The organism is Marinomonas sp. 63XJN7_9_ISO-PGPR-S23-217 (assembly GCF_056173515.1).
The window spans coordinates 4,558,988-4,585,498 of the sequence record NZ_CM149678.1 but is presented as its reverse complement, the minus strand read 5'-3'; the positions used below and the strand labels follow the sequence as shown (position 1 = coordinate 4,585,498).

The following is a 26,511-nucleotide window of genomic DNA, read 5'->3' as shown; positions in this document are numbered from 1 at the left end:
ATGAAGATACCTATTTTATTGGTTAACAATGATGCGGCGTTTACCGAGCAATTGATAGCGGCGTTTCAGCAACGACATCCTGAGGTGGATGTTCTACTGCCTGGACAGCCCGGTTCAGACAAGGTGCAGGTAGCCGCCTGTTGGTTCCCAGATGATACGCTTTTAACGAATTATCCTAACATCAAGTTTATCCATGCTTTGTCAGCCGGAGTCGATCATTTGGGGGAATCATTGCTAAGCTCTGGTTTGCCCATTTGTCGCATCGTTGATGAGCGTCAGAAGCAGGGCATGTTTGAGTATGTTCTGTGGGGCGTATTGAATGTTCATCGTTATTTTGATCTTGCCGCTCAGAATCAAAGGCAAAATTGTTGGCAACGGTATAAACAAAAGGCCGCGCAGGATATTCGCGTCTCGGTTCTCGGGCTGGGAGCGTTAGGGGAGTACGTTGCAAAAGGCTTAGCAGACTTGGGTTACAGTGTCTCTGGCTGGTCCCGAAGCCAAAAGGCGATGGCAAATATCACCTGTTATTCGGGGGAAGCCTCTTTGTCCGACATGCTTGGTCAAACCGATATTCTCATTAACTTGCTGCCTTTAAGTCCGGTGACGAAAGGCATCCTAAGTCGCAAGTTATTCGATCAGCTTCCACAAGGAGCCTATGTGATTAACTGTGGTCGTGGTGGTCATGTGAATGAAGCAGACCTGATTCAAGCGGTTACAAGTGGTCATTTGCGTGGTGCCATGTTGGATGTGTTTGACGAAGAGCCTTTGCCAGAAACTAACCCGCTTTGGACAACTCAAGGGATAGTGATTACCCCACATATGGCTTCCGATGCGGGGGAAACCGTCGTAGTGGATCAGGTTGCAGAGAATGCCGCGAGGTTTTTACGAGGGGATGTGTTGCTAAACCCCATCAACCTTGATCATGGCTACTAAACCAAGCGCCATTCGGTTCTTGGTTTTTCTAACAGCCCCATCATTAAGCCGATGGCACGCCGAATAAAAACACCATTAAGCAAAGCAATGACACTACGCTATAGAGAGCCGCTTTTTTGGTGTTCTTTTCGACTGATTTCGTTTGCAGTGCCACAATGGCGGCGACGGCGGATTGTAGTGTATAGAACAGAGCAAATGCCCGTGAGGCATAGGCGATAATGCCATTCACATCGGTGGCCCAGGTTAAGAAAATAGTGACGATCAAAATCAGCATATAAGCATAACGCACGGGAATCTTCTCGCGCGCGATGTCGACCACCAATCCGCCCGCGCCAGAGGTATCAGCAACGGAAGCCGAGAATTGGCTACCAATCGCGGCGACAGAAATTAAGATCGGCAATAGCACTGCCACTGGTGCTACCATACTGGTAATCGCGGTGACATCGGCCCCCATACCTTTATGAAATAAGACGGTCATCAGGGTTAAAAATACTAGGTAAATGGCCGCTGAAATCCACTGGGCGATGCGCATGGTTTTGATACGTAACTCAGCAGGGTGTTCGCTTTGCAAATAACGGGAAGTTTCAAAGCCTTGTACCACGATTAATAGCCCCAGTAAAACACGTAAATCATGTAGGTCGATACTGGAATCCAGAGTGGGCAAATGCCATTGGCCAGACTTTAAAAGTTGAACGTTGTATACCGCGAGTGAGAAAAGCAATCCAGCGATCATGCCAAGGTTTAGGCTCACTGCATAGGTTTCGATTTTCTCTAATTCCCCTAAGCCGCGCCATATTCCCACACCGCAGATAAAGATCAAAATCAGTGTGGTGATAATGTTTGCTACAAGGCCGCTTTCGTAGCCAAAGGCTTTGAGTAAAAACGCTGACAACAGCTGAAGGTAATAGGTGACGGAAATAAAATAGGCGCCTGCCAAGACAATACGTGAGACGAAGGAAACGGCTTGGGCGGGGCCTTTTTGATGTTCGATGGGCTCAAAGTGACGAATATTGAAGCGAATCGCGCTGCCCACTGCATAGGCTAACATAAGCAATAAGCCCATACACAGTACGGCAAAGTACCCCACGGATTCTGCCAGTAACGGTGCCACCACCAAAAAGCCACTGCCCATAATCGAAGCCAATGGCGTGACGGTGGCTTTCCAGCCCTCAGAATGGGCGAGCTTACGGGAAAAGGCCAGAAAGAGAGTGACCACTAGGGCAATGGCAATAATATAAAAATTCAACATCGTGGGTGCCTGTTCCTTTTGTTAAAACTAATGTGCCTCTTTATTCAGAATGTCTTTCATCTGAGCCTTTAGCGAGGGGTCCTGCTGATCCAAATACTGTCGAATACGTTTGATGTAAGCCTCATTTTCATGGGCTGGTACGCCTGTTTTATGAGCATCTGCCACCGACACCATGGCCATTTGATCATGTTTGTTGTAAAGCTCAATGATCTCTTCGGCTTGTTGACGTGAGCTTCCTAGGGCTTCTAAAACAGAACGGCTCATACGTAAGCTGCTGTCGTAGTTTTCACGCACAATATCACGACATCCATAAGACCACAGGTCATAAACGTGATGACGATCAAACGCACGGGAAATAATGTGAACGTGTGGATAGGTGTCAATAACATACTTGACCAGCTTGGATATTTGTTCTGGATTATCAATGGCGACGATCAATATTTTAGCGTCTTTAATGCCCGCCGCCTCTAAAAGCTCTGGACGTGTGGCGTCACCAAAGTAGTTTTTCACACCGAAACGTTGTAAGGCCTTCAAGCGTTTTACACTAAAATCGATGACGGTCGAATCATAACCCGCTAAACGAATGACTCGGTCAATTTGACTGCCAACGCGGCCTGAGCCAGCAATGATGATTTTATTGCTATCTGGAATGTCTTCCTGCTCCCCTGCTGGATGATCGGTTAGATAATGGGGGGTCACTAGTCGGTCGTAAATGATAAACAGCATAGGTGTCAGTAGCATCGACAAGGCTACTACTAGGAGCAACTGATCCGCGATTTCTTTGGGTAAAATGCCATTAGCAACAGTGAAAGACAAAAGCACAAAACCAAATTCGCCGGCTTGCGCCAGACCCAAAGCGAACAGCCACTTATTTGCCCCACGAATATGGAAGATGGCACTGAGTAAGCGAAGAATAAGAACTTTAATCAGGATGAGGCCCACTGTGAGGCCCAAAATGGTCGCAAAATGACTGAACAATAAGTGGAAGTTGATAGCGGCACCGACCGTCATGAAGAACAGCCCTAACAGCAGACCTTTGAACGGTTCGATATTGCTTTCCAATTCATGACGATAGGGGGAGCGGGCCAGCACTACGCCCGCTAAAAATGTGCCTAAGGCAGGGGATAGGCCAACCGCAGACATAAGTAAGGTGATGCCAATGACAAACATGAGAGCGGCGGCGGTAAATAATTCGCGCAGTTGGGCGGTGGCAATAAAGCGCAAAATGGGTGACACCAGAAAATTGCCCCCTAAAATCACTGAACCAATGGCACCTAAGGTGATGAGCGTTTTTTGCCAAGCGTTAAACTCGCCGAGTAAACTGCTGTGATGGCTCGCGCCTGAGCTGGTTAAGGCGTGTTGTAAGTTAGCCAGTAGATCTGGTGTTGCCAGCAGTGGTAAGAGCGCCAGCATGGGAATGACAACAATGTCTTGAGCGAGTAACACGGCAAAAGAAGACTGACCGCCATCAGAGCGCATCAACCCCTTTTCTCCCAGTGTTTGCAACACAATCGCCGTAGAAGATAAAGAAAACAACATGCCGATGGTCAGGGCTATGCGCCAGGGCTGTCCTAGTAACATGGCACTTCCCATGACCAAGAGCGTTGTTAAGATAATTTGTCCACCACCTAAGCCCGCTAGACGGCTTTTCATTTCCCAGAGTTTCTGAGGCTTTAACTCTAAACCGACTAAAAACAGCATCATGACGACGCCAAGCTCTGAGAATTGCTGTATCGAAACGAGATCAACCTGTAGCAATGATAGCAAAGGGCTAATGGCTATGCCGGCTAATAAATAGCCCAATACCGAACCCAGTTTCAGTCGAGCAGCAAGTGGCACCGCGATGACACCTGCTACGAGAAAAATAAAAGCGAGGAGGAGAGTGTCTGTCATTCTAAAGGCTCTAAAAGTAAGGGGTGCGGAAGCTAAGGTCACACCTAAGTGTCTATTATAAAGGGAAATATGGGAACATAATTAGGTTTTATTACTGGAATTTGCGATTCGTCATGAATTATTAGCGATGTGAATCACATGGTGTGATCGTTAGAAAAGTGTTGTGCAGTATTGACCTTAGGTAAAAAAAAGTGGCTATTTGTAGTCACGTAGGGTGGTTCGCTCGCCCTGAGTGGGTGACTCATCTATAATCAACTGCGTGCTTAGCATGGCAAGCATGTCGTTTCTTTATAGCAATTAATATACCTGCCTTATTGCGTCGTTGAGATCGTGTAGGGAGGTACAAGCAAACTCTCTAAAAAACCTGAAACCCATTTGCATTATTCTTGATTTTGCCTGGATATTCATATTGTACTCTAAAATATTTGAACAAATTAACTTACCCGTTTGGGTGTTTGATGTAGAGAACGCTAGGGTGGTTTTCGCCAATGGTGCGGCGCTTGCCGTTTGGAATGCGCCTGATATTGACTCGCTTCGAGCCAGAGATTTGGCTGCGGACATGTCTCCAGCAGTACAGCGCCGTTTAAAGCAATATTTGGTGGACTTTTTAGAGTGTGATGCTGAGTTTTATGAGCAGTGGACTTTATATCCTAATGGTAAACCTGTGAGCTTAAATATCCGTTACACAGGAATTAAATTGGATGATGGACGAATTGCTATGCTGTGTGAAGGCCTGGAAATGCAACGCTCCACGCCTGAAGCCGCCCGTGGACGAGATGCATTGATGCATACGCATTTAATGATTTCCTTACATACCTTAGACGGCAGCAACTTATATTTAAATCCAGCGGCACGTGAGTTTCTCGAGAACAGTCAGCAGGAGTTGTCAAAGCGTTTTGTTTTTAAGCGTGACTATACCCGTTTGATGCAGCAGGTAGAACAACATGGCGAGGGAGATATTACCGCTTTAGTGCATACCGTTTCTGGTAACCGATGGCATGAATTGACGGCAAGGGCGAGTCACGACCCTGTTACTGGTCAGCCATCGGTCTTGATTAGTGCAACCGACGTCAGCAGACTGAAAGAAGCGGAGGCTTTGGCTTCCAAAAGAGCTTTATTGGACTCGTTAACCAATCTACCGAACCGTCATGCTTTGCCCCATATTTTTGACAAATTTATCAGAACGACAAGGCAAAGCAATGAAGTCATTGGGGTGTTGTTTATTGATTTGGACGAGTTCAAGGCCATAAACGACACCATGGGACACGCTGAAGGGGATCGTGTGTTGGTGGAAGTTGCGAAGCGTTTGTCTTCCCTATGTGGTCCTAGTGATTCAGTCGTGCGACTAGGAGGGGACGAGTTTTTTGTGTTAACCGCTCGAGAAAATAACAGTGAAGCATTAGCGGAGTTTGCCCAAAGCTTATTGCAGCTTCTGTCCGCACCGATCACATTAAAAAATCGCGTGAAAAAAGTGACACCAAGTATCGGGATGGCGATCTATCCGTGTCATGGGACCGGACTGGAAGAGCTGATGCAGTCGGCAGATATTGCAATGTATCAGGCAAAGTTACTAGGGCGTAATCAATATTGTTTCTATGATGCTGCCATGCGGGAAGCCTTCGAATATGAGCATACATTGCTGGCCCAACTCAAAGAAGCGCTTAGTAACGATGAATTTGTTTTGCACTATCAGCCAAGAGTCAGTGCCAAGGATAAATCGGTTGCGTCTCTCGAAGCACTATTGAGATGGAATCATCCAGAGAATGGTTTGATGTATCCCGATAGCTTTATTGATTTGTGTGAGCGCTCTGGACAGATGGGGCAGATCGGTGAGTGGGTTTTGCGCGAAGTGATTAAGCAGATTGCCCTCTGGCATGTATTGGGACAAGATGTGGCGGTTTCTGTAAATGTGTCGATCAGCCAATTATTTAAAGAGGACTTTGTTACCAGTTTGGCGCGCATGTTGGATGAAAATGGTTGTGCGCCGAACCGTTTAGAATTGGAGCTGACTGAGTCCGCTTTAACAAAAGGAGATGTAGTGGTTATTAATAATCTCCAGCAGCTTCGCCATTTAGGTGTTAGAGTGTCGGTGGATGATTTTGGTGTGGGGTATTCGAACTTTGCACGTTTAAATGACATTGCTTTTGATTTTATTAAAATTGACCGTAGCCTAATTGCTAGCCTTCCGGATAACCCTCAACTGGTTCAAATGATCATCAGTATTTGTCTGTTAATGCAGGCCCAGATTGTTGCTGAAGGGGTGGAAAATGAGGCCACCGCTCAATGGTTGGCGGACCATGGTTGCGATGAGTTACAGGGATATTTGTTTAGCAAACCTTTGTCCATTGATCAGGCAACAGACTATTTATTAAATCATCCCAAACCATAGAGCACACCGTCTGGATGGTTTGTTGGATAGAGAGCAATCAAGCGAACGTTATAATAACGAGCTTACCGTCTTAGACGAAGAGGCATTATGAAAATTTTTACCTGTCAGCAATGTTCTCAAACGATTTTATTTGATAATACTTTGTGTGAAAGCTGTGGCTCTTCTTTAGGCTTTTTATCTGAGCCAATGACTTTGAGCGCCCTGAAACCAGACGGCTCTGGCTTCAGGGCGTTAGCAGACACCAATATGCCTGCTAAAAAGTGGTATTACTGTAAGAACGCGCAATATTTTGTTTGTAATTGGCTGGTGGATAACCCAGATACCTTGTGTGAAGCCTGTCAGTTGAATCGTCATATTCCCAATTTAGAACGCGTCAAACAACGGGACGAATGGCAAAAACTCGAGTTTGCTAAGCATCGCTTGGTGTACTCGTTAATCAAGCTGGGACTTCCTGTCTTAAATAAAACGGAGAATCCAGAAGATGGGTTGTCGTTTGACTTTATTTCCGAAGAAAATGCAGTGCCAGTAAATGCACAGTCCACAACAGGCCACGCTCTTGGGCAAGTGACCATTAATACATCTGAAGCAAACAGTGCAGAACGAGAGCAAATGCGTGAAGACATGAAAGAGTCTTATCGAACTTTGATAGGGCATTTTCGTCATGAAGTGGGGCATTATTACTGGGATCAGTTAATTGCAGAAAATGACATTGAGTTGGCCAACTACCGGGCTTTGTTTGGGGATGAACGAGCAAGCTACGCTGACGCCTTGCGCAAGCACTATGACAATCCTGTTCAAAATTGGCAGGACAACTTTGTTAGTGCCTATGCGTCTTCTCACCCTTGGGAAGACTGGGCTGAAACCTGGGCGCATTACCTGCATATTGTCGATACCTTAGAAACGGCTAGCGAATTTGGTATTAGTATGTCGCCTCCGAATAATCAGCACCAAGGTTTAGCGGCGACTATTAATATTGATCCTTATTGCCATGCTAATTTTGAGGATATTATTGCCCAATATCTGCCATTAACCTTTGCCGTGAATAACCTGAACCGGAGCATGGGACAACCGGATTTATACCCCTTTGTGCTGGTGCCAAAAGTACGAGAAAAGCTGGCGTTTATTCATCGCATAGTACATGGCAATTAGCCTTTTGATGGGCTCTATCAAAAGGCTATATCAGGTGTCTTTATGCGGCATCGCTATCTGCGTAGCTAGTTAATTCATCCTCATCAATTATGATGTCTTGCTCTTCGTAGAATGCATCTTCATCTGGCTCAATGACAAGGTCCTCAAGGGGTTTTTTAGTCTCCTTCTGAGTGAGCTCCAATGGCTTATTGGAGCTGGTTTTTGAGGGCGTTTTGACGTTCGCTTTTTGGCGTTTCGATGCGGTTTTACGCTTTGTTCCTAATGCCTCTAACAAGTCGTCTTTGTGTTCGGCCAAGTACAGTGATAACGCTTCTTTTTGATGGTGATCATCGGCCAAATGACTGTTATCCAATAATTCGTAAAGTGCGTCGGCTGTGTCTAGCATTTTGTCATAGGCATCGGCGTCGGCTTTTGAGGTAAAGGTCATTTTTTCAATTCCATCACGTGCTACAACGTATTTAATAACAACAGGCATAATCCACCTCGGGAAAAATAATACTGTTTAAATATACAGTACTATTTCTGTCAGTGTCTAGCTTTTTTCTTTTCAATTCTTGCTGCTTTACATTGTTTTTTGATTCGTCTGATAGTGCTAAAGTAGCGCCCTAAACGAAGGAATCCGAACGTTATGCCAATTGAAATTTCACACTTTGATACGACGATCATTAGAGATCATGTAGAAATCGTATTAACCATTGCTTGGGCGCTTATATCTTATGCTGTCCGTCGTTATACGAGACGGGTGATACGTCGTCACCCTACGCTTGAACATGATAAAAAACGTCAACGGATTAACACGCTGGATAATATTTTCAATCTTTTTTTAGTGGTTGGATTTATCTTAATCTGGTCCTCTGAATTACAAAACCTTGCGATCTCTATTGCCGCTTTTATGGTTGCCTTGGTTGTAGCGACGAAAGAGTTTATCTCTTGTATCGTAGGAGCATTTTTTCGTGCCAGCACTCGGCCTTATCAAGTAGGTGACTGGGTAAGGATTGGTAATTTCGAAGGGGAAGTGACCGACAGTGATTGGTTGTCCACAACCTTGTTTGAAGTCGACTTGAAGGGGGGAAGTTATGGCTATACAGGGCGTACAACGGTTGTGCCGAATAGCCTGTTGCTCACGAGTACCGTGCAAAACCTGAATTATATGCGGCGCTATGTCACCCATGTTTTTTCTATCACAAGACAGAATGATGAGGTTAACCTGTTCGAAATAAAACAGGACATTTTAGATAAGTTAAAAGAATACAGTGAGCACTTTCATGGGGTGGCCATTCGTTATAACAGTCTGATTGAAAAACGTCTCGATATTAAAATATCAGGGCCAGAACCACGGGTTCGCATTACCACCTCCCATGAGGGGCATACCCAGTTCACTATATCGCTATTTTGTCCAACCAATGAAGCAATGGATATTGAGCAAAAAGTCACCGAAGACTTTATGCGTTTTTGGTATGAAAAACGGGCTAAAATAGTACAAAAGTCCCAAACAGCTTAGGAGCTTAGAATGATTCGTCGTGTTATTGCAGCCTGTACACTGGTCTTTTTTTGTTTGTTTCTGAGTGGTTGTACAAATGGTATAAGCGTTACACAAGCGCAGCTAAATGAGGCCATTAAGAAAGAAATCGCGCAAGGAAAAGAGCGTCAAATAGCACTTGGTTTAAAGGATAATGGTACCTTGGATATGACACTGAAGGTACAAAGTGTTCAGCTGAATTTAACCGAAAAAGACGGTGGTATGGCGTTAGTCGACATGGTGTGTTTGTTGTCAGGAAAGGTCAACGCCTTTGGACAGAGTTTTACTTTTAGTACTCAGGTGAAACCATCGTTATCGTCAGGGGTGAGGTTGGAGGAGAATCGTATCTACCTTGTTTCCCCCAGAATAACGAACATTGAAGTCTATGGTTCTAAATTCAGCGACCAGTTATTGCGTTCCACATTAGGGTCTCTAAATAGTGATTTTGAAAAAGCGTTAACAAGCTATTTTAATCAACACCCTGTTTATGTGCTGAATCATAATTTAGAGCAGAAGTTGGCGGCCTCTATGATCAAGAACATCACCATTAAGGAAAATGAATTACTGCTGGGGCTGTTTTAAATGGGGCAAGAAGAGACTAGGTGCTCGCCATTTTCTACGGAACTTCTATAATGTTGCGCAAAATACGCAATGGTATTTATCAGGCCGTTTTATTTTAGAGGAAAGAACATGTCAATTGCAGACAATCAAGTTGTCACGTTTCACTACACACTTCGTCATGGTGACGAACTGATCGAAACATCCGCAGGTAAAGACCCCATTTCTTATCTGCATGGTCACAGCAATGTGATTCCAGGTCTTGAAAAAGCCATGGAAGGAAAAGAAGCTGGCGATGAGTTTGAAGTCACGGTTCCTATGGCTGAGGCATATGGAGAGCGTTATGAAGACCGTCAACAACAAGTGCCAGTAAAACACCTCCAAGGAGCTAAGCGTTGGAAGCCAGGTATGGTTGCGATGGTTCAGACCGATCAAGGGGCGCGTCAGGTGACTATTATTAAAGCTGGACTTAAGCATGCCACAGTGGATTTGAATCATCCTCTTTCAGGTAAAGATTTGACCTTCAATGTTGAGATTGTTGAAGCCCGGGAAGCGACGGATGATGAAATAGCACACGGTCATGCCCACGGGGTAGGAGGCCATCACCACTAAGTGTGACGTCGGCTTATCAGGCTCACAATAGTCAAAATAGACCACCAGTCGTGATGTTAATAGGACATTGCTCTGGTGGTTTTTTTATGACGTATCTTACTTGTTGGTAAATCGTTGTTAGAGGTCATGCTTACATTAATCACAAATGATAATCATTATTATTTTATTGACAGATTAATTATTCGCTTCCATTATTGATAATCATTATCATCTCAATAGTGTAGGACAAGATCATGAGCCATTATATAGTGCCTTTCTCCGTGTTCGAGCAAATGATTCAAGATGGACAATGTGCGGATACCCCGCAATTACTTTACCACTATCTTGATATGAGTGAAGAGTACGCTGAGCGACTGAATATAAATGATGCGATGTCTTTGCATCAGCGGGTATTTAATGTTTTGCTTGATACGGTGTGTGACACCAGCTTGGCGATCTACTGGCGCGAGACCTGTTTAGACATGCTGTATCGTCCTTTAGGGAACTTAAAGCGTCTCATTATTACCTACCAAGACGCTAAGTCCTATTTCAAACTGGAGCATGATCTGCGCACGCTGAGTCACTACTTTCTTTCCACTTTACAACAAGAAGGCAATGAATCAAGATGAAAACGCGTATTGAAAAAGACAGCATGGGGGAACTAAGCGTTCCAGAAAATGCCCTGTACGGTGCACAAACACAGCGAGCTATTAATAACTTTCCGATTAGCGGTGAACCGCTACCAGAAGCCTTTATTCGAGCTTTGATTACCCTAAAATCCGCCGCTGCCCGAGCGAATCAGTCCCTTGAATGTATCACACCAGAGATGTCTATAGCCATTCAGGCTGCCTGTGATGAGCTGCTTAATGATAAGGCGTTGATGAGTCACTTTCCTGTCGATGTCTTTCAAACCGGTTCCGGCACCAGTACCAATATGAATGCGAACGAAGTGATCGCGACGCTGGCCACCCGTCATTTGGGTGAAAAAGTGAGTCCGAACGATCACGTAAATTATGGTCAAAGCAGTAATGACATCATTCCAACCGCCATTCATGTGAGTGCTTCAATAGAGTTACTAGGGCATTTAATACCCGCCATTACCCATTTGAAAAAGACGATTGAAGAGAAGGGGGACACTCTGGCTGGCTATACCAAGACAGGTCGTACCCATTTGATGGATGCTATGCCTGTGCGTTTTGACCAAACCTTTCATGGCTGGGCGGCGCAATTGCAAGACAACTTAGATAATCTAAGGTACATAGAAGGTAAGATTACACAACTGGCTCAAGGTGGCACAGCTGTAGGCACTGGTATTAATGCCCATCCAGAATTCGCAGCGGTATTTGCCAAAGAATTATCGGATTTGACCCACATTACCTTTGAGCCAGGAAAGAACTTCTTTGCCTTAATTGGCTCTCAAGACACGGCGGTTGCGTTATCAGGTCAGTTGAAAGCGGTTGCCGTTACCTATATGAAAATTGCCAATGATCTACGCTGGATGAACTCTGGCCCGTTGGCTGGCTTAGGTGAAATTACCTTGCAAGCGTTGCAACCTGGTTCCTCCATTATGCCAGGAAAGGTCAACCCGGTGATTCCAGAAGCCACGGCTATGGTGGCCGCCCAGGTAATCGGTAACGATGCGGCAATCACCATTGGTGGGCAAGCAGGCAATTTTGAACTGAATGTTATGTTGCCGATGATCGCTAAAAACTTGCTTAACAGTATTAAATTATTAGCCAATAGTGCCTATCTTCTGGCAGATAATGCCATTTCGACCTTAACCGTCAACGAAGACAAGCTCAATGATGCCTTACACCGTAATCCTATCTTGGTAACCGCCTTGAATCCGATTATTGGCTACCTTAAAGCGGCAGATATTGCGAAAAAAGCTTACAAAGAAGGCCGACCTGTGGTGGATGTCGCTGAAGAAGATACTGACTTAAGCAGGGAAGAACTGCTTGCTTTGCTTGATCCCGCTAAGCTGACACAGGGCGGAATATAGGGCTTCTTCGCCCTGTCACTTCTAGACTTAGGGCCTCTTAAAAGGTCTTTATTTGGTGCTTCCCTTACCAAATAGAGAAAAAACCAGCGTCACTTTGCTGGTTTTTTTTCCTTTCTATCTGAGTTTTTTTTGCTACTTGCCAATGGGGGAATGGCGTTGATTGATGTGCAAAAAGTGAACTGAATGTGTACTAAATAATAAACTTTTTAAGGGACGTCATAGACCGTTAGTTAAGGATTGACTGTAGATAGAGAGGAGTGAAATAATTTACTTGCCTATGCAACTATTGCATAGGCAAGTAAATTTTATCCACATTCTGATCAAACCAACTATGACGCTAAATAAACAACAAATTAATGAGCAGCTATTTTCCAGTATTGGTTTTTTGCTCAGTAAATCGACCCATATAAAGGACCGTCTTCTCGACCAATATTTGGCTCAAGAAGAGATTACTTCCAGTCAAGCTAAGGTGCTTTTTACGCTTTATTTTATGGGGACCCAGCGCTCTTCCTATATTAGTAAGGCATTGGGGGTTGATGGCAGCTCGGTGACGCGAATGTTGGATCGTTTAGAAAAAAAGCAACTTATTCAAAGAGAGACGGATCCGGAAGACCGTCGTTCTGTTTTGATTCAGTTAACGGAAGAAGGGCGTACTGTGACGGCTAAGACACTCCCCTTAGCTCATGCCGCGATAGACCATTTAACCGACTGTTTATCGACGCAAGAACAGCAAAATCTTCAGCATTGTTTAAGCAAAATAGTCAGCTCTTTTCTCTCAGAAGAGTGCGTCATGTCTAAATACAAGGGTGCAAAATGTTAAAGTTAGCAAAAATTACTACGTTTATGTCGTTATGCTTTCTCTATGGATGTGCGCCACCAGCATACATTAAAACGCACAATACCATGGATGGCGATGCTCTGATTAAACACGCGAGCAACTTACAAACCAAGAATTTGTATTCTGCTAATTGGCCCGCCCAGTCTTGGTGGCTGTCATTGGATGATGCTCAGTTGAATCGGCTGATTGAGCAAGCGTTAAAACACAGCCCTAATATTCAAATGGCCAACGCAAATTTAGAAAAAGCGTCGGCTTATGTGATGGCTGCAGACAGTAAATTTGACCCAGTGGTTTCTGCTAATGCTGGTGTAACTCGCTCACGCTTATCCCGTATAGAAGACCCTGCCTACCAAGGAAGTAAGTACGGAACCGTCTATAATCTTGGCTTAAATATGAACTACTCTTTTGATTTATGGGGTGGGAATAAAGCGGCTTGGGTTGCCAGTGTCAACGAGCAAAAAGCGGCGGAAATAGATCATCAAGCCGCAAAAATCAATTTATCTTCGGCGATTATCCGTACCTATGTACAGTTGGCGAATGCTTACTCTTTAGAAGATCTGGCCAAAGAAGATCTTCAGCGAACACAGCGTATTGTTTCCATTACTCAGCAACTGTTGAAGAATGGTTTAACATCCGACGACCATCTATACACAGCACAAAGTAATGAGGCTTCTGCTAAGCAGGTCTTGAAGCAGCGTATTTTGTCAATTCAGCTGTTGAAAAACGCCTTAGCCACTTTAGTTGGAGAAGGACCCGATCTTGCCAGTACCATAACGCGCCCTAGTGTCGAGATGGGAAGCAAGCTTAATTTACCGCAACAATTGCCTGCCAACTTAATGGCACATCGTCCGGACATCGTGGCGGCAAAATGGCGAGTGGAAGCGGCAAGCAAGGACATCGATGTGGCTAAGACTCGTTTTTATCCCAATGTGAATTTAAGTGCGGCAGCAGGCTTTAAAGCGGTTGCGGGGGATTCATTCTTTGGTGAGCCCAGCCGTTCTTGGAACGTTGGTCCTGCGATTTCCTTGCCTTTATTTACTCAAGATCTAAAAGCCAATTTGATTAATAAAACAGCGTCATATGATGCGGCGGTTGCTCAGTACAATAAGATCATCACCAAAGCATTTGGGGATATAACCGACAACGTTTTATCGATTAAATCCATCAATGAGCAAATCAAAGACGCAGAAAAAAGTCTCCAGTTAGCTTCTAAAAGCTACCATATTACGGAAAAACGTTATCAGTCAGGTATGGGGAGTCAGCTAGAAGTGCTGCTCATTGAAAATCAATTACTGCAAGCTGAATCGGTCGTCACCCAATTAAAAAACCAACTGCAAGAGCAGCAAGTCGCCTTGGTTGAGGCGTTAGGTGGTGGCTTTGAAGATAAATCGACTTCTGTTTCTCAACATTGATGGTGAACCAAATTATGCAAGACAATGACAACACAACAACACCAAAGAAAAGCCAACGTAAGAAGAGTTTAATGATCTTTCTTGGCATTATTATCTTGGGTGCGATCGGAGCAACCGGGTATTACGAAGAATATGTTGTGGGTAATGCAACAACAGACGACGCGTATGTAAAAGGTAACATCGTTTCTATTACGCCAGAAACCGTGGGTACCGTCACAGAAATTGCTGCAGATAACGGTGATTTTGTACAAAAAGGCCAAGTGTTGGTACGGTTCGATCAAACCGATGCTGACCTGCAGTTTGAAAATGCGAAAGCACAATTAGCCCAAGCGGTTCGAAAAGTACGGGCTATGTTCAATAATGTGACGCAAGCTGAAGCCGTGGTTGAAGCGAATAAGATCGCCCTACACAAAGCACAAAGAGACTATGATCGCCGGAAAAACATGGTTAAAGCAGGTGGCTTGTCTCAAGAAGACTTAAGCCATGCAAAAGACATGGTGGAGTCTGCTCAAACCCAACTAAATGTGGCGGAGGAGCAGTTGAAAGCTCAATCCTCCATGATATCAGGTACCACTGTCGAAACGCATCCGATTGTTTTATCAGCCATTTCAGCGTTGAAACAGGCTTATCTAAATAAGCAGCGCACGAGCATTGTGGCCCCTGTCACCGGTTATGTGGCCCGCCGTCAAGTACAGTTAGGGCAGCGTGTCTCACCAAACTCTACTTTAATGGCCGTTGTACCTCTTAATGAAGTGTGGGTCGATGCTAACTTTAAAGAAACGCAATTGGATAGTATGCGTATTGGTCAGCCTGTGACTTTAGTCAGTGATCTTTATGGCGACAAGGTGGTCTACCATGGTTCGGTTGAAAGTTTAGGTATCGGCACTGGCAGTGCGTTTTCTGTGTTACCTGCGCAAAATGCGACGGGTAACTGGATTAAAATTGTCCAACGTTTACCCGTTCGCATCAAGTTGGATACCAATGATCTAGCCGCCCATCCTCTGCGTATAGGCCTGTCGATGAATGTCGATGTGGATACTGCCAATCAAAACGGCAAGTTGTTATCGACGAGTAGCCCTAAAAAGCCGCGTTATGAAACCAATGTCTACCAGAAGCAGATGGAAAACGTCCAGCAGATCATCAGCCAAATTATTAAAGACAATGATCCCCAGCTTAACCATGCACCTAAAAACAAGTCGTAAGGGTGATCTATGAGCCAACAAGAAGGGTTTCGACCAGCGAATATGGCGCTCTGTGTGTTCGCCATTGCGCTGGGGGTATTTATGCAGGTGTTGGATACCACTATTGCCAACGTCGCTTTGCCGACCATTTCTGGCAATATGGGTGTCAGTTTTACCCAAGGCACATGGGTCATTACGTCGTTTACCGTTTGTAATGCCATCGGCTTGCCGATTACCTCTTGGTTGAGTCGTCGGTTTGGTGAGGTGCAGCTCTATATTGGGGCTTTGTTATGCTTTATTACGACGTCATTCATGTGTGGCGTCTCGCAAAACATGGCAGAGATCGTGTTTTTTCGAGCCCTACAAGGTTTATCGGCGGCCCCGCTGTTTCCAATGAGCCAAGTGTTGTTGATGTCGATCTTCCCGCGAGCAAAGCGCGGGATGGCCTTGGCTTTGATCGGCATGGTGGCGGTTGTTGGCCCTATCGTCGGGCCAATATTAGGCGGGTGGTTAACCTATAACTACAGTTGGCCGTGGATTTTCTTTATTAATATTCCCGTTGGTATTTTTTCCATCGTGGTGATTTTGGCTCAATTTAAAGATCGTCCGCAGGAAAAAACCAAACCGAAATTGGATGTGGTTGGTTTAGTGTCTATGGCCCTTGGGGTTGGTGTGCTGCAAATAGTATTAGACAAAGGGAATGACTTAGATTGGTTTGCTAACAATTGGATTATTGCGGGTTCAGTTTTTTCAGCCATCATGTTGATTTTTATGGTGATTTGGGAATTAACTGACGAGCATCCAGCCATTAATCTGCGTCTGTTTGCTAATCGTAACTTTTGTGTTGGTACTATTTTGTTGACGCTCGGCTTTGGTGGTTTTTTTAGTATTAACCTGATTCTTCCCCAATGGCTGCAAACCCAAATGGGTTATACCGCTTTATGGGCGGGGCTGGCTGCGGCCCCTATGGGTATATTACCACTGCTGATGTCACCCCTTCTGGGGAAATTTGGGCATAAACTTGATATGCGTTGGCTAGCAGCTAGCTCATTTGTGGTGATTGGTATTAGCTGTTATTGGCGGGCGCGTTTTAATCTGGATGTTAATTTCGCCACAGTGGCTTTAGTTCAGTTATTTATGGGGTTAGGAATAGGGTTATTCTTTATGCCCATGACGACCATTTTGATGGCGGATCTCAATGGTCATGAAATTGCCGATGGCGCTTCTCTATCGACCTTTGTTCGAACCTTGGGGGCGAGTTTTTCCTCTTCTCTCACCGCATGGATATGGGCACGTAATTCCAGTGTTCATCATTCGTTACTGAGTGAAAATATCTCGCCATATAACCCATTGGTGGCGCAACAACTTCAACACCCAACGGTAGAAAGTTTGTTGCAATTTAATCAAACGGTGACGTCACAAGGGTTAATGCTGTCGACAATTGATCTGTTTGCAATGCTGACAATTTTATTCCTATTCCTCACGCCTTTTATTTTCTTTACCAAAAAAGCGGCGAGTGGTCATTAGAACCGCAACGTAACCGAACGCTCTCATTTCTCGACCCAGAGATTGGGAGCGTTTTACTATCTGACTTACTCTCTCTAATAGATGCCGAAGTTACAGCGTTTTGCTCATAAAGACGCTATGTGGGTCGAGTTTATAATCAGCAAATGGCTCGCATTCTGTAAAACCGTGTTTTTGGTAGAGCCTTCTTGCAGGTTCAAAGAAATTCTGTGAGCCTGTTTCTAAACTGATTTTCGTCATCCCTTGTTCCGTGGCCGTATGCAAAATATGTTGCAGAAGTGAAGAGGCTACTCCTTTATTCCGAGCGATGTTGCTAGTGCGCATGGATTTGATCTCGCCGTGGTTTTCATCTAACTGTTTGAGGGCGCCACAGCCAAGTAATTGGTCATTTTCCCATACCGTCCAAAAGGTAATGTTGGGCTTTTTTAATCCACTTAAATCCAGAGCATGAACGCTTTCTGCGGGAGATGTAGCATGCATGTCGTTTAGATGTTCAGTCAATAACTGTGCGATTTCTGGGCCAGATAAATCATCAACTTGAATGTTCATAGATGTCCTTACGCATTATTTTCTTGGTGTATATGGTTTTCTTATCGAACGGCTTGATTCGTAACAAATATAATGCTTATCTTGGATTCTTCCTACAACTTCGTTAAATCACAAGCAACAATACGACATTTTTGCACTGATGAGCAAAAGAGGAGTCCGAATAACGATGGGTTTGATTTTACGACTCGCCAGCATAAAAGATGCCGACTGTTTATTTGAATGGCGCAATGACCCTGATACAAGAAAGGCAAGTCATTCAACTGAGCGGATTGAAGTGGCTGATCATATGCAGTGGTTAAAAGCGTCCTTGTGCAACCCAAATAGACGCTTGTATGTTGTCGAGAAAAAGCATGTTCCCGTTGGTACCGTTAGAGCGGACTTTGATAACGGTACTTGGACCCTGTCTTGGTCTGTTTCCCCCCGCTATCGAGGTAAGGGAATCGCCTCCCAAATGCTGGCGCTGGCGGTTGAAGAATTTAACGAACCGCTTGTTGCCGAGGTAAAAGCACAGAATATTGCGTCAATCAAAGTGGCGCAACGGACAGGCTTTATTTTGCAGCGGGAGCAGGAGGGAGTGTTGTACTTTCAACGTTGAGTCTGTTCCTGTCTATGATCTATTCATGGTGTGTGATGTCTCAAGCCTCTTTTTAGTCATTCGATTATAAGGCGATTTACTCGTCATCAAAGCGAATGCGCACTTTCGGCTCGTTTGGTTTTTTCTCTTTTGGCAAGCGCAGCGGATCGACCAATTTTTCTAGACCATTGATTTTGATTTCTAATGCCAATTGCAACCATTGTCCCAAATTGCCACTGGGCCATCCTTCATGGGCAAACCAAAGTAAGTAGGCTTCGGGCAAATCGATCAGAATTCGGCCTTGATATTTACCAAATGGCATGGTCTGTCGTGCGACCTGCAGCAGATCTTGTTGAGAAAACATAGTGGGCCCCATTCATATTGTCGTTTGGGCGTATTTAAACATAGGGCCATTTTAAAGGCCAAATCCTAAAATGGCGGATTGTCTTTAAAACATTGGGTCAGGTAGTCGCAGATACTTTGCAGTTTAGGGGAGGTTTGTCGTACCTTTGGATACACCAACCAGACGCCGCTGTAAGGATACTGATATTGTGGTAAGAGAGCGATTAACCTGCCTGACGCTAATTCATCGGCGACATAATAATCCGGTAACTGGGCAATACCTAAGCCTTTTTTGACCGCATCCAACAGAGCTGGCCCCGAGTTGCTGCGCCAATTACTAGAGATTTTCACCTCTTTACGCTGGCCGTCTTGCTGAAACAACCAATGGGTTTTTGAGCCGATTAAGCAGCGGTGTTTATTTAACTCGGATAGGGTGTGGGGCATACCATGTTGATCAACATATTCTCGTGAAGCGCACAAATATTCGGCGCGATCACATAAGCGTCTTGATAAATGGCTGGAGTCTTTTAAGGCACCCATGCGGATAGCAAGGTCATAACCTTCTTCAATCAAATCCACTTCACGGTTGGTCAGATGAAAATCCAATTCTATCTTTGGGTATTTGAGCAAAAAGTCGTTGATGATAGGCGCGATGTAACGCTCGCCAAAGGTGGTCGCACAAGTCATTTTAAAGGGGCCAATCGGAGCTTGGTTAAGAGTGGATATGACTTCTTCGGCGTTACTTAATGCTTCGGGCAAGCTACGGCAATGCTGATAATACAGTTCGCCAGCTTCGCTTAAACGAATACGTCTCGTGGTGCGAAACAGGAGGGTGGTCCCCAGCTCGTTTTCTAAGTGCGTGATTAAGCGGCTGATGTGAGACGCCGAAACGTCGAGTTTGATTGCCGCCGCTGAAAAACTGCCTTGTCTGACGACTTCGACAAAGGCTTCCATCGCTTCCCAGTTCTTCATGTGTCCACTCTCATCTTCACGTGTATTGGTCGTGTTATATTATAACAATATAGCTTTGTATGGGAATTATTATTGCAGTATAACAATAATGATTTTCTAAAATAGGCATTATCGTCTTAATCATTAGCGTCTACACTGTGAAAACTGAAAGGGATGAAGGCTTTTACTGTCCTAAATCCTATCAATCCATTCTAGTTTTTTAGTTAAAACGTTAATGATTAACACAAGACTTGGGAGAAGATAATGAAATGTAAAGCTGCTGTTGCTTGGGGACCAGGCCAACCTCTTAAAATAGAAGAAGTTGATGTGCAAGATCCACAAAAAGGGGAAGTCTTAGTGCGAATGGTCGCAACAGGCGTGTGTCATACCGATGCTTTTACACTTTCCGGTGAAGATCCTGAGGGCGTTTTCCCTGCGATTCTTGGTCACGAAGGCGCGGGTGTTGTTGAAGCCGTTGGTGAAGGGGTTACTAGCCTTAAAGTTGGCGATCATGTTATCCCACTTTACACAGCAGAGTGTGGCGAATGTAAGTTCTGTAAGTCTGGTAAAACCAACTTGTGTAGTGCCGTCCGCGAAACACAAGGTAAAGGCCTAATGCCAGATGGCACGTCTCGTTTCAGTATTAATGGCGAGCCGATTTATCACTACATGGGAACGTCTACTTTTTCTGAATACAGTGTCGTTCCTGAGATTTCACTGGCGAAAATCCACGTTGATGCACCGCTAGAAAAAGTTTGTTTGCTAGGTTGTGGTATCACCACAGGTATTGGTGCGGTATTGAATACGGCGAAGGTGGAAGAGGGCGCAACGGTTGCAGTCTTCGGTCTTGGTGGTATCGGTTTGTCCGTTATCCAAGGGGCACGTATGGCTGGAGCGTCTCGTATTATCGCGATTGATGTTAATGAATCGAAATTTGATATGGCGAAACAATTTGGCGCCACTGATTGTGTTAATCCGAAAAACTTCTCTGATCCCATTCAACAAGTCATCGTTGATATGACCGACGGTGGTGTGGATTACTCATTTGAGTGTATCGGTAATGTACAAGTGATGCGTTCTGCCCTTGAGTGCTGCCACAAAGGTTGGGGTGAGTCGATCATCATTGGTGTTGCAGGCGCAGGCCAAGAAATCTCTACGCGTCCATTCCAATTGGTCACTGGTCGTGTTTGGAAAGGGTCGGCTTTTGGTGGCGTGAAAGGTCGTAGCCAATTGCCAGGTTATGTAGAAGATTACATGAATGGTAAAATCGAGATTGATCCCTTTGTGACTCATACCATGCCCCTTGAGCAAATTAACGAAGCGTTTGACTTAATGCACGAAGGTAAGAGTATTCGTACCGTTATTCTTTTTGATAAGTAAGCTTTTCGATAAAAAGTGACGACCTGTGCATGACGACCGTGTTTACTCATACTTAGTGAACAGTTGGTTTATCGTGCGCAGGTACAAATTTAACGAACAAGTACCCCCATTTATTCACTCCGCTTGCTCAAGTGGTGGGAATGAGAAGGAGAAGAATATGGAATTATTATCCAGTACGAAAAGCTTTGGTGGTTGGCTAAAACGCTATCGCCATGAAAGTCTGTCGGTGAAAGGGGAGATGACGTTTGCTATCTACCTGCCGCCTCAAGCAGAAACGCAAAAAGTGCCTGTTCTCTATTGGTTATCTGGCCTGACCTGTACGGACGAAAACTTCACCCAAAAAGCGGGGGCTTTCCGTAAGGCGGCCGAGTTTGGCTTAGCCATTGTCTGCCCAGATACCAGCCCGCGAGGCACCGAATACCCAGGTGAACATGAAAGCTACGATTTTGGTTCAGGAGCGGGCTTTTATGTGAACGCTACGGTTGCACCTTATTCCAGTACCTACCATATGTACGATTATGTGGTTCAGGAATTGCCACACTTGATCGAAGCAAACTTTCCAGTCACGGAAAAACGCTCTATCTCCGGTCATTCCATGGGGGGTCACGGTGCCTTGATTTGTGCCCTGAAAAATCCAGGCAAATATCAGTCCGTCTCGGCTTTTGCTCCTATTACGAATCCGACAAATTGCCCGTGGGGCGAAAAAGCTTTTACAGGGTATTTGGGGGACGACAAAGCCAGTTGGAACGAATGGGATGCGACATTGCTTGTTGAAAATGCAAGTGAACGCTTACATTTACTGATCGACCAAGGTGAAGCCGACAACTTCCTAGAAGAGCAACTCAAACCAGACGCGCTTCTTGAAGCCTGCGAAAAAGCAGATTACCCGATTACTCTACGTCGTCAACTTGGCTACGACCACAGCTACTTTTTTATCGCCAGCTTTATTGATGACCACCTAGAGCATCATGCTAGCGCTTTGAAATAATGGTTTTTTTCAGTATTTAAAAACGAGCTACGGCTCGTTTCAGGTTACTGATAAACCCCAGTTTTTTGCTGGGGTTTTATTTTTCTGAGTCTTTTGCTCACATTCCTTCCTAAGTGACTCAAGATATCTCATTAGTTACTTAGAGCTCTTTGAGGCCTTTTATTAAGGCTCTGACTATCGATTTCGTCATTTTTTTGAACAAATAAAAGCCTCTAGCTAAGCATTAAGGCTATCTTTTTCATATTTTGGGCGGCTGCCGTTAATAGACATTGAGAAGCTACTTTATCTGTTCCTCGAAATCGTGCATATCGATAGCCATGCAGCTCTTTTGCGTCGGCAAAACTTCGTTCCACGGTTTCCTTTCGTCTGGCATAAATGACTTTGCCTAATGGGGTTAGCCGATGGGCATTGATGCGTTCTTTGCTATCTTCCCAAACATGACGCGTAATGGTTTTGACCGATTTTTTGTTTGTGGTGCAGCGGTGCTTTTCTGGGCAGTTCGCGCAGATCAGGCTATCTGAGTCGTAGTGACGGTAACCTTCTCGAGAAGTGGTTTTGTAAATGAGTTTTTCACCTTGCGGACAGAAGTAGACATCTTGTTCCCTGTCGTACTTGTATTCGCGTTTATAGAAGAAGCCTTTCTTGTGATTAGGACGACGATAGCCCATCACGGCATAGATATGTCGTTCTTCTAACCCATGACAAACTGCCGAGGTAAAGTACCCCGCATCGACTCCGACCGATGTGATGAAAAGCTTAAAGCGTTCTTTGATTCGGTCCAATCGCTCTAAATAAGGGACAGCATCGTGGACATTGCCTGCGGTGACGTGTACGTCAGTAATAATGTTGCAACGTGCATCAACCGTTCGGTGATCTAAGTAGAAGAACCCTTTGGGCTTAGTATCTCGTACCATATAGCCACTCTCTGGATCCGTCGTACTCTGCTTGATTTCACGACTCTCCACCTTGTTTTTTTCAGGTGGTAAAGGCTTTTTTCCATGAACGAGTCGATCCTCCTCAACGGCCTTATCGAGCTCATCCATATACGCCTGTCGGGACTGTTCAACCACTACTTTTTCAAAATGCTTTTTGTTCGCATTGGCTTTAAGGTGTGTGGAGTCCGTATAAAAGGTGTTTCCGCCAACTAACTTGTGTTTTATAGCCTGGAGTACGATCTCATCAAAGATCTTTTGATAGATATCGGATTCCTTAAAACGACGTGTGCGGTTTGCACTCAAAGTGGAAGCATCGGGAATTTTGTCAGTCAGGCCTAAACCTAAGAACCAACGATAAGCGACATTAACTTGAACCTCTCTAATCAACTGACGTTCACTACGAATACCAAAAAGGTAGCCAATAAATAGCAACTTAAACATGAGAGTAGGATCGAGAGCGGGACGACCGTTATCCGCGCAATAAAAATCCTTCACAAGATCATGTAGAAAGGAAAAATCAATAATTCGATCAATCTTGCGAAGCAAGTGATCACTGGGGACGAGCTCGTCGATGGAAACAAACTCTAAAGTAGACTGGGTTTGAGGGCGTTCTTTAAGCATGCCGTTATTATAAAAAATCCCCGCCGAATGGCGAGGACTTTATCAGCAGTCTGAAACGAGCTACGGCTCGTTTTTTTATTTCCTTCCCTTATTTGTTATGGAAGCCGTGTATTGGGAAGTTGTACTGTATATGACTCCAGACTTTACGTCCGTCTTGGCGTACGTGCTATAAAGCGTACAGTTTGTCTATAATTTAGACAGTATTGAGGTGTGTGATGGCTGGAATGACGGCAACAGAAGCACGGAGTAATTTGTATCGATTGATTGATGAAGCGGCAGATTCTCATCAACCTATTGTTATTACTGGCAAGCGTAATAACGCGGTTTTAGTATCGGAAGAAGATTGGTCTGCGATTCAGGAAACGCTGTTTTTATTATCAATACCTAAGATGCGTGAATCAATCCGCGAGGGAATGGAGACTCCCGTTAGTGAATGTGATGAGGAGTTAGATTGGTGACATGGAAGTTGGTTTATACCAAGCAAGCTCAGAAGGACGCCAAGACATTAGCGTCTAGCGGGCTGAAATCAAAAGCTCAAGAGTTACTCAATTTTATTGCGCAGGATCCCTTTCAAAAACCCCCTCCGTTTGAGAAGTTAGTTGGTGACCTTTCTGACGCTTATTCGCGCAGAATTAATATCCAACACCGACTTGTCTATCAAGTGTTAGACGCTGATCAAATGATAAAAGTGCTTCGGCTGTGGAGCCATTACGAGTAGATTTTATTTTAACCTGTTCCTAAAGCTTTAGTAGGTCGTGCTTTAGCGCGACTTAGCTTGATGTTGGGATAAATCCCTACCTACGGTCGAGATCTGTTTTTGGATATTATTCGCCAACTCAATGGCTTAGAGGATAAATGAGTATGATTGTGTATCGTCAAGCGGAAGTGGCTGAGCTTTCAGCGCTGAAAACATTACTATGGGACCAAGGTCCTAATCAATGGAATTATTTGACTGAGGAGGGCGTTGATGCTGAATTCAAATTGATTGAAGAGGGCTCGGCGATGGCGATGGTGGCAGAGGATGCTGATAATAAGCAAATCATTGGTTTTGCAGTGTTAATTGATGGATCCGTTAGCCCTGCCTATTTGACCCAGTATTTTGATCTCCACGCGCTTTGTTTTATCGGCGATGTGGTGGTGTCTCAGGCCTATTCTGGTCAGGGTATTGCGACTAAGTTGCTTGAACTTTGCCTTGAACGAGCGAAAAAGAAACCAGTGCAAGTGGTATTGATTGAGCGACATGAAGAGAACCTAGCCTCGGCGGGGATGATGAGAAAAGCAGGCTTTCAGGTGATTGATACTTTCCACGATCCCGACAAACGCTCATCTGGCTCAAGAAATACCGCTATTTTGGCGTACAAAATACCCTCCTTATAATGTCTGTTGATGCTGAATAAACAAGAGCATAAGTCTTGTATATTCAGCATGTTCTTTTCAAGTGCTGAGAAAAATACTGGATCATTAAAGCCGATTGGGCACTACAGTAAGCGGTAATTGGTAAGGATAGTGTCGTAAAGCAGTAAGAATAGTGCTAAAAGTTATAAAAAAAGAGGAAGTCAACTCCCGCTCACTGTGTCGTTCTGATGAGGGTGATACATTGCTTTTTGGTTGTTTTTTAAACAGTCTTTTTTAGGCTGATCGATGGTAGTCGATCAAACCAAAAGCGCTTGAGCATTCAAGTAACCCAATCCCATTGCTTATTAATCTGCTATCCGTGGAGGAGATGTTATAACGTTTTATCGATTCTGGACTAAACGTCTGGGGTCTTATTTTAAGAGCTGTTACTCCGTGTGTTGAAAATAACGACAAAAATAAATAGATCGCAACGTGGAGAATAATCATGAAAAAAGATGATGAGAATGAATCCCCTTTTATGACAACTCGCAGGGCCCTAATGCGAAATGCGTTGGGTATTGGGGCGATAGGGGCTTTAATGGCCGCTGGTGCAACGCCAGCAATGGCCGCAAGTGGTGAAAAAGAAGGCAACTTTCCAAGACACAAAAAGTGGAGATTTACTTTCGTTAATCATGTGACAACCAATCCCTTTTTTGTTCCAACTCAATATGGTATTGCCGATGCCTGTGCTTTGCTTGGTTGTGATTACCAGTGGACTGGCTCACAGCGGTCCATTGCTTCGGAGATGGTAAATGCGATGGATACTGCCATTGCAGCACAAGTGGATGGTATTGCTGTTTGTCTGGTGGATCAGCATGCGTTTAATCAGCCAGTAAAACGTGCTCTGGAAGCGGGAATTCCTGTGTTTTCTTATAATGCTGATGTCAAAGGGAATGATCGTCTTGCTTATATTGGTCAAGATCTTTATCTGGCGGGTAAAGCACTGGGTGAACGGATTGTCAGTTTAGTGGATTCCGGCGATGTGGTTGGCTTCATTTCGACACCAGGTCAGCTAAATATTCAACCTCGTCTTGATGGCGCTGCCGATGCCATCAAAGAGTCTGGTAAAAAAATTAATTTTAAACAGATTGCGACAGGCCCGACGGTTAACGAAGAAGTGTCTCAAGTGGATTCTTATTATGTCGGACATCAGAATGTTAAAGGCATGTTTGCCGTAGATGGCGGCAGTACCATGGCGATCGCTAAAACCATGCAAAAATTTGGTTTGAAACAAAAGGGTGTTGTCGGCGGCGGATTTGATATGCTTCCTAATACACTGGATGCCATTTATCACGGTGACCTTGATTTTACCATTGACCAGCAACCTTATTTGCAAGGCTTTTATACGGTCATGGAAATGTTCATGTTCAAGATGTCTGGTGGTTTGAGTGGGCCTGCCAATATCAATACCGGTCTGAAATTCGTCACCAAGGACAACGTGGCTCCTTATCTAAAAACGAAAACGCGCTTTGAAGGAAACTCCAGAGAAGAAAAAGTGTTGGAACGTTCTGGTCCCATCGGTAGTTAAAGGTGAGGAG

Annotated in this window: 26 protein-coding genes; 19 read left to right on the top strand and 7 right to left on the bottom strand. The window is 44.6% G+C overall.

What is annotated here, in order from left to right; genetic code table 11:
• The gene (locus AC0VYI_RS21380; RefSeq protein ID WP_475445437.1) at positions 1-933 is read left to right on the top strand and encodes a 2-hydroxyacid dehydrogenase; all 933 of its coding nucleotides are present in this window, start codon (positions 1-3) and stop codon (positions 931-933) included.
• Between the two features lie 43 nt (positions 934-976).
• Here the strand turns inward: AC0VYI_RS21380 and AC0VYI_RS21375 are convergent, their stop codons facing one another.
• Positions 977-2,182: a hypothetical protein gene (locus AC0VYI_RS21375; RefSeq protein ID WP_475445435.1), complete on the bottom strand. Its 1,206-nt coding sequence runs from the start codon at positions 2,180-2,182 to the stop codon at positions 977-979.
• 27 nt (positions 2,183-2,209) lie between these two features.
• On the bottom strand, positions 2,210-4,075 hold the full coding sequence (locus AC0VYI_RS21370; protein WP_475445434.1) for a cation:proton antiporter domain-containing protein: 1,866 nt from the start codon (positions 4,073-4,075) through the stop codon (positions 2,210-2,212).
• 409 nt (positions 4,076-4,484) lie between these two features.
• Between AC0VYI_RS21370 and AC0VYI_RS21365 the strand changes: the two genes are divergently transcribed.
• On the top strand, positions 4,485-6,464 hold the full coding sequence (locus AC0VYI_RS21365; protein WP_475445432.1) for a putative bifunctional diguanylate cyclase/phosphodiesterase: 1,980 nt from the start codon (positions 4,485-4,487) through the stop codon (positions 6,462-6,464).
• An 87-nt stretch (positions 6,465-6,551) separates the two neighbouring features.
• Positions 6,552-7,613: a zinc-binding metallopeptidase family protein gene (locus tag AC0VYI_RS21360; RefSeq protein ID WP_475445430.1), complete on the top strand. Its 1,062-nt coding sequence runs from the start codon at positions 6,552-6,554 to the stop codon at positions 7,611-7,613.
• A 40-nt stretch (positions 7,614-7,653) separates the two neighbouring features.
• On the opposite strand, the gene AC0VYI_RS21355 is transcribed toward AC0VYI_RS21360, so the two are convergent.
• Complete coding sequence (locus tag AC0VYI_RS21355) at positions 7,654-8,088, bottom strand: YebG family protein (RefSeq protein WP_475445428.1); 435 nt, start codon at positions 8,086-8,088, stop codon at positions 7,654-7,656.
• 153 nt (positions 8,089-8,241) lie between these two features.
• Between AC0VYI_RS21355 and AC0VYI_RS21350 the strand changes: the two genes are divergently transcribed.
• The 9 genes from AC0VYI_RS21350 (at position 8,242) to AC0VYI_RS21310 (ending at position 17,241) form a co-directional block, all read left to right on the top strand.
• Positions 8,242-9,114: a mechanosensitive ion channel family protein gene (locus AC0VYI_RS21350; RefSeq protein ID WP_199477878.1), complete on the top strand. Its 873-nt coding sequence runs from the start codon at positions 8,242-8,244 to the stop codon at positions 9,112-9,114.
• Between the two features lie 9 nt (positions 9,115-9,123).
• Positions 9,124-9,714 carry a DUF1439 domain-containing protein gene (locus AC0VYI_RS21345; protein ID WP_475445426.1) on the top strand — a complete coding sequence of 197 codons (591 nt, stop codon included), beginning with the start codon at positions 9,124-9,126 and terminating at the stop codon, positions 9,712-9,714.
• 108 nt (positions 9,715-9,822) lie between these two features.
• Positions 9,823-10,302: an FKBP-type peptidyl-prolyl cis-trans isomerase gene (locus AC0VYI_RS21340; RefSeq protein ID WP_199477880.1), complete on the top strand. Its 480-nt coding sequence runs from the start codon at positions 9,823-9,825 to the stop codon at positions 10,300-10,302.
• Positions 10,303-10,535: 233 nt separating this feature from the next.
• Positions 10,536-10,910, top strand: a complete 375-nt coding sequence (locus AC0VYI_RS21335) for a hypothetical protein (protein ID WP_199477881.1) — start codon at positions 10,536-10,538, stop codon at positions 10,908-10,910.
• Positions 10,907-12,283 carry a class II fumarate hydratase gene (locus AC0VYI_RS21330; protein WP_199477882.1) on the top strand — a complete coding sequence of 459 codons (1,377 nt, stop codon included), beginning with the start codon at positions 10,907-10,909 and terminating at the stop codon, positions 12,281-12,283. The genes AC0VYI_RS21335 and AC0VYI_RS21330 overlap by 4 nt, the downstream gene beginning before the upstream one ends.
• Before the next feature lie 331 nt (positions 12,284-12,614).
• Positions 12,615-13,103, top strand: a complete 489-nt coding sequence (locus AC0VYI_RS21325) for a MarR family winged helix-turn-helix transcriptional regulator (RefSeq protein ID WP_475445424.1) — start codon at positions 12,615-12,617, stop codon at positions 13,101-13,103.
• Positions 13,097-14,533, top strand: coding sequence for an efflux transporter outer membrane subunit (locus AC0VYI_RS21320; protein WP_199477884.1), 1,437 nt, complete (start codon positions 13,097-13,099; stop codon positions 14,531-14,533). The genes AC0VYI_RS21325 and AC0VYI_RS21320 overlap by 7 nt, the downstream gene beginning before the upstream one ends.
• A 14-nt stretch (positions 14,534-14,547) precedes the next feature.
• Positions 14,548-15,735, top strand: a complete 1,188-nt coding sequence (locus tag AC0VYI_RS21315) for an EmrA/EmrK family multidrug efflux transporter periplasmic adaptor subunit (RefSeq protein WP_475445422.1) — start codon at positions 14,548-14,550, stop codon at positions 15,733-15,735.
• 9 nt (positions 15,736-15,744) lie between these two features.
• The gene (locus AC0VYI_RS21310; protein ID WP_475445421.1) at positions 15,745-17,241 is read left to right on the top strand and encodes a DHA2 family efflux MFS transporter permease subunit; all 1,497 of its coding nucleotides are present in this window, start codon (positions 15,745-15,747) and stop codon (positions 17,239-17,241) included.
• Positions 17,242-17,331: 90 nt separating this feature from the next.
• Here AC0VYI_RS21310 and AC0VYI_RS21305 read toward each other — a convergent pair whose 3' ends face one another.
• Positions 17,332-17,787, bottom strand: a complete 456-nt coding sequence (locus AC0VYI_RS21305) for a GNAT family N-acetyltransferase (protein ID WP_475445419.1) — start codon at positions 17,785-17,787, stop codon at positions 17,332-17,334.
• Between the two features lie 166 nt (positions 17,788-17,953).
• On the opposite strand from AC0VYI_RS21305, the gene AC0VYI_RS21300 reads away from it, so the two are divergent.
• Positions 17,954-18,382, top strand: coding sequence for a GNAT family N-acetyltransferase (locus AC0VYI_RS21300; protein WP_475445417.1), 429 nt, complete (start codon positions 17,954-17,956; stop codon positions 18,380-18,382).
• A gap of 76 nt (positions 18,383-18,458) precedes the next feature.
• Here AC0VYI_RS21300 and AC0VYI_RS21295 read toward each other — a convergent pair whose 3' ends face one another.
• Together AC0VYI_RS21295 and AC0VYI_RS21290 are read right to left on the bottom strand one after the other, a co-directional pair.
• Positions 18,459-18,725, bottom strand: coding sequence for a DUF3820 family protein (locus AC0VYI_RS21295; RefSeq protein ID WP_199477888.1), 267 nt, complete (start codon positions 18,723-18,725; stop codon positions 18,459-18,461).
• Between the two features lie 65 nt (positions 18,726-18,790).
• On the bottom strand, positions 18,791-19,675 hold the full coding sequence (locus AC0VYI_RS21290; protein WP_475445416.1) for a LysR family transcriptional regulator: 885 nt from the start codon (positions 19,673-19,675) through the stop codon (positions 18,791-18,793).
• A gap of 243 nt (positions 19,676-19,918) precedes the next feature.
• On the opposite strand from AC0VYI_RS21290, the gene AC0VYI_RS21285 reads away from it, so the two are divergent.
• Together AC0VYI_RS21285 and fghA are read left to right on the top strand one after the other, a co-directional pair.
• A complete protein-coding gene (locus AC0VYI_RS21285; protein ID WP_199477890.1) occupies positions 19,919-21,034 on the top strand; it encodes an S-(hydroxymethyl)glutathione dehydrogenase/class III alcohol dehydrogenase in 1,116 nt (371 codons plus the stop codon).
• Positions 21,035-21,191: 157 nt separating this feature from the next.
• Positions 21,192-22,022 (top strand): S-formylglutathione hydrolase, encoded by an 831-nt coding sequence (gene fghA, locus AC0VYI_RS21280; protein ID WP_475445414.1) that lies wholly within the window; start codon positions 21,192-21,194, stop codon positions 22,020-22,022.
• 212 nt (positions 22,023-22,234) lie between these two features.
• Here the strand turns inward: fghA and AC0VYI_RS21275 are convergent, their stop codons facing one another.
• Entirely contained in the window at positions 22,235-23,578 is a 1,344-nt protein-coding gene (locus tag AC0VYI_RS21275; protein WP_475443365.1) for an IS1182 family transposase, read from the bottom strand.
• A gap of 215 nt (positions 23,579-23,793) precedes the next feature.
• On the opposite strand from AC0VYI_RS21275, the gene AC0VYI_RS21270 reads away from it, so the two are divergent.
• From AC0VYI_RS21270 to AC0VYI_RS21255, 4 genes are all read left to right on the top strand, one after another.
• Positions 23,794-24,036 carry a type II toxin-antitoxin system Phd/YefM family antitoxin gene (locus AC0VYI_RS21270; protein WP_475445412.1) on the top strand — a complete coding sequence of 81 codons (243 nt, stop codon included), beginning with the start codon at positions 23,794-23,796 and terminating at the stop codon, positions 24,034-24,036.
• Positions 24,033-24,296 (top strand): Txe/YoeB family addiction module toxin, encoded by a 264-nt coding sequence (locus AC0VYI_RS21265; RefSeq protein WP_475445411.1) that lies wholly within the window; start codon positions 24,033-24,035, stop codon positions 24,294-24,296. The genes AC0VYI_RS21270 and AC0VYI_RS21265 overlap by 4 nt, the downstream gene beginning before the upstream one ends.
• Positions 24,297-24,433: 137 nt before the next feature.
• On the top strand, positions 24,434-24,955 hold the full coding sequence (locus tag AC0VYI_RS21260; RefSeq protein ID WP_475445409.1) for an N-acetyltransferase family protein: 522 nt from the start codon (positions 24,434-24,436) through the stop codon (positions 24,953-24,955).
• Positions 24,956-25,418: 463 nt separating this feature from the next.
• Positions 25,419-26,501, top strand: a complete 1,083-nt coding sequence (locus tag AC0VYI_RS21255) for a substrate-binding domain-containing protein (protein ID WP_475445408.1) — start codon at positions 25,419-25,421, stop codon at positions 26,499-26,501.
• The last annotated feature ends 10 nt before the right edge of the window (positions 26,502-26,511 follow it).

What these genes read in the sequence shown, in the direction of transcription:
- AC0VYI_RS21380 (WP_475445437.1), top strand. Translation starts at nt 1, where the DNA reads ATGAAGATACCTATTTTATTGGTTAACAATGATGCGGCGTTTACCGAG.
- AC0VYI_RS21375 (WP_475445435.1), bottom strand. Translation starts at nt 2,182, where the DNA reads ATGTTGAATTTTTATATTATTGCCATTGCCCTAGTGGTCACTCTCTTT.
- AC0VYI_RS21370 (WP_475445434.1), bottom strand. Translation starts at nt 4,075, where the DNA reads ATGACAGACACTCTCCTCCTCGCTTTTATTTTTCTCGTAGCAGGTGTC.
- AC0VYI_RS21360 (WP_475445430.1), top strand. Translation starts at nt 6,552, where the DNA reads ATGAAAATTTTTACCTGTCAGCAATGTTCTCAAACGATTTTATTTGAT.
- AC0VYI_RS21355 (WP_475445428.1), bottom strand. Translation starts at nt 8,088, where the DNA reads ATGCCTGTTGTTATTAAATACGTTGTAGCACGTGATGGAATTGAAAAA.
- AC0VYI_RS21350 (WP_199477878.1), top strand. Translation starts at nt 8,242, where the DNA reads ATGCCAATTGAAATTTCACACTTTGATACGACGATCATTAGAGATCAT.
- AC0VYI_RS21345 (WP_475445426.1), top strand. Translation starts at nt 9,124, where the DNA reads ATGATTCGTCGTGTTATTGCAGCCTGTACACTGGTCTTTTTTTGTTTG.
- AC0VYI_RS21340 (WP_199477880.1), top strand. Translation starts at nt 9,823, where the DNA reads ATGTCAATTGCAGACAATCAAGTTGTCACGTTTCACTACACACTTCGT.
- AC0VYI_RS21335 (WP_199477881.1), top strand. Translation starts at nt 10,536, where the DNA reads ATGAGCCATTATATAGTGCCTTTCTCCGTGTTCGAGCAAATGATTCAA.
- AC0VYI_RS21330 (WP_199477882.1), top strand. Translation starts at nt 10,907, where the DNA reads ATGAAAACGCGTATTGAAAAAGACAGCATGGGGGAACTAAGCGTTCCA.
- AC0VYI_RS21325 (WP_475445424.1), top strand. Translation starts at nt 12,615, where the DNA reads ATGACGCTAAATAAACAACAAATTAATGAGCAGCTATTTTCCAGTATT.
- AC0VYI_RS21320 (WP_199477884.1), top strand. Translation starts at nt 13,097, where the DNA reads ATGTTAAAGTTAGCAAAAATTACTACGTTTATGTCGTTATGCTTTCTC.
- AC0VYI_RS21315 (WP_475445422.1), top strand. Translation starts at nt 14,548, where the DNA reads ATGCAAGACAATGACAACACAACAACACCAAAGAAAAGCCAACGTAAG.
- AC0VYI_RS21310 (WP_475445421.1), top strand. Translation starts at nt 15,745, where the DNA reads ATGAGCCAACAAGAAGGGTTTCGACCAGCGAATATGGCGCTCTGTGTG.
- AC0VYI_RS21305 (WP_475445419.1), bottom strand. Translation starts at nt 17,787, where the DNA reads ATGAACATTCAAGTTGATGATTTATCTGGCCCAGAAATCGCACAGTTA.
- AC0VYI_RS21300 (WP_475445417.1), top strand. Translation starts at nt 17,954, where the DNA reads ATGGGTTTGATTTTACGACTCGCCAGCATAAAAGATGCCGACTGTTTA.
- AC0VYI_RS21295 (WP_199477888.1), bottom strand. Translation starts at nt 18,725, where the DNA reads ATGTTTTCTCAACAAGATCTGCTGCAGGTCGCACGACAGACCATGCCA.
- AC0VYI_RS21290 (WP_475445416.1), bottom strand. Translation starts at nt 19,675, where the DNA reads ATGAAGAACTGGGAAGCGATGGAAGCCTTTGTCGAAGTCGTCAGACAA.
- AC0VYI_RS21285 (WP_199477890.1), top strand. Translation starts at nt 19,919, where the DNA reads ATGAAATGTAAAGCTGCTGTTGCTTGGGGACCAGGCCAACCTCTTAAA.
- fghA (WP_475445414.1), top strand. Translation starts at nt 21,192, where the DNA reads ATGGAATTATTATCCAGTACGAAAAGCTTTGGTGGTTGGCTAAAACGC.
- AC0VYI_RS21275 (WP_475443365.1), bottom strand. Translation starts at nt 23,578, where the DNA reads ATGCTTAAAGAACGCCCTCAAACCCAGTCTACTTTAGAGTTTGTTTCC.
- AC0VYI_RS21270 (WP_475445412.1), top strand. Translation starts at nt 23,794, where the DNA reads ATGGCTGGAATGACGGCAACAGAAGCACGGAGTAATTTGTATCGATTG.
- AC0VYI_RS21260 (WP_475445409.1), top strand. Translation starts at nt 24,434, where the DNA reads ATGAGTATGATTGTGTATCGTCAAGCGGAAGTGGCTGAGCTTTCAGCG.
- AC0VYI_RS21255 (WP_475445408.1), top strand. Translation starts at nt 25,419, where the DNA reads ATGAAAAAAGATGATGAGAATGAATCCCCTTTTATGACAACTCGCAGG.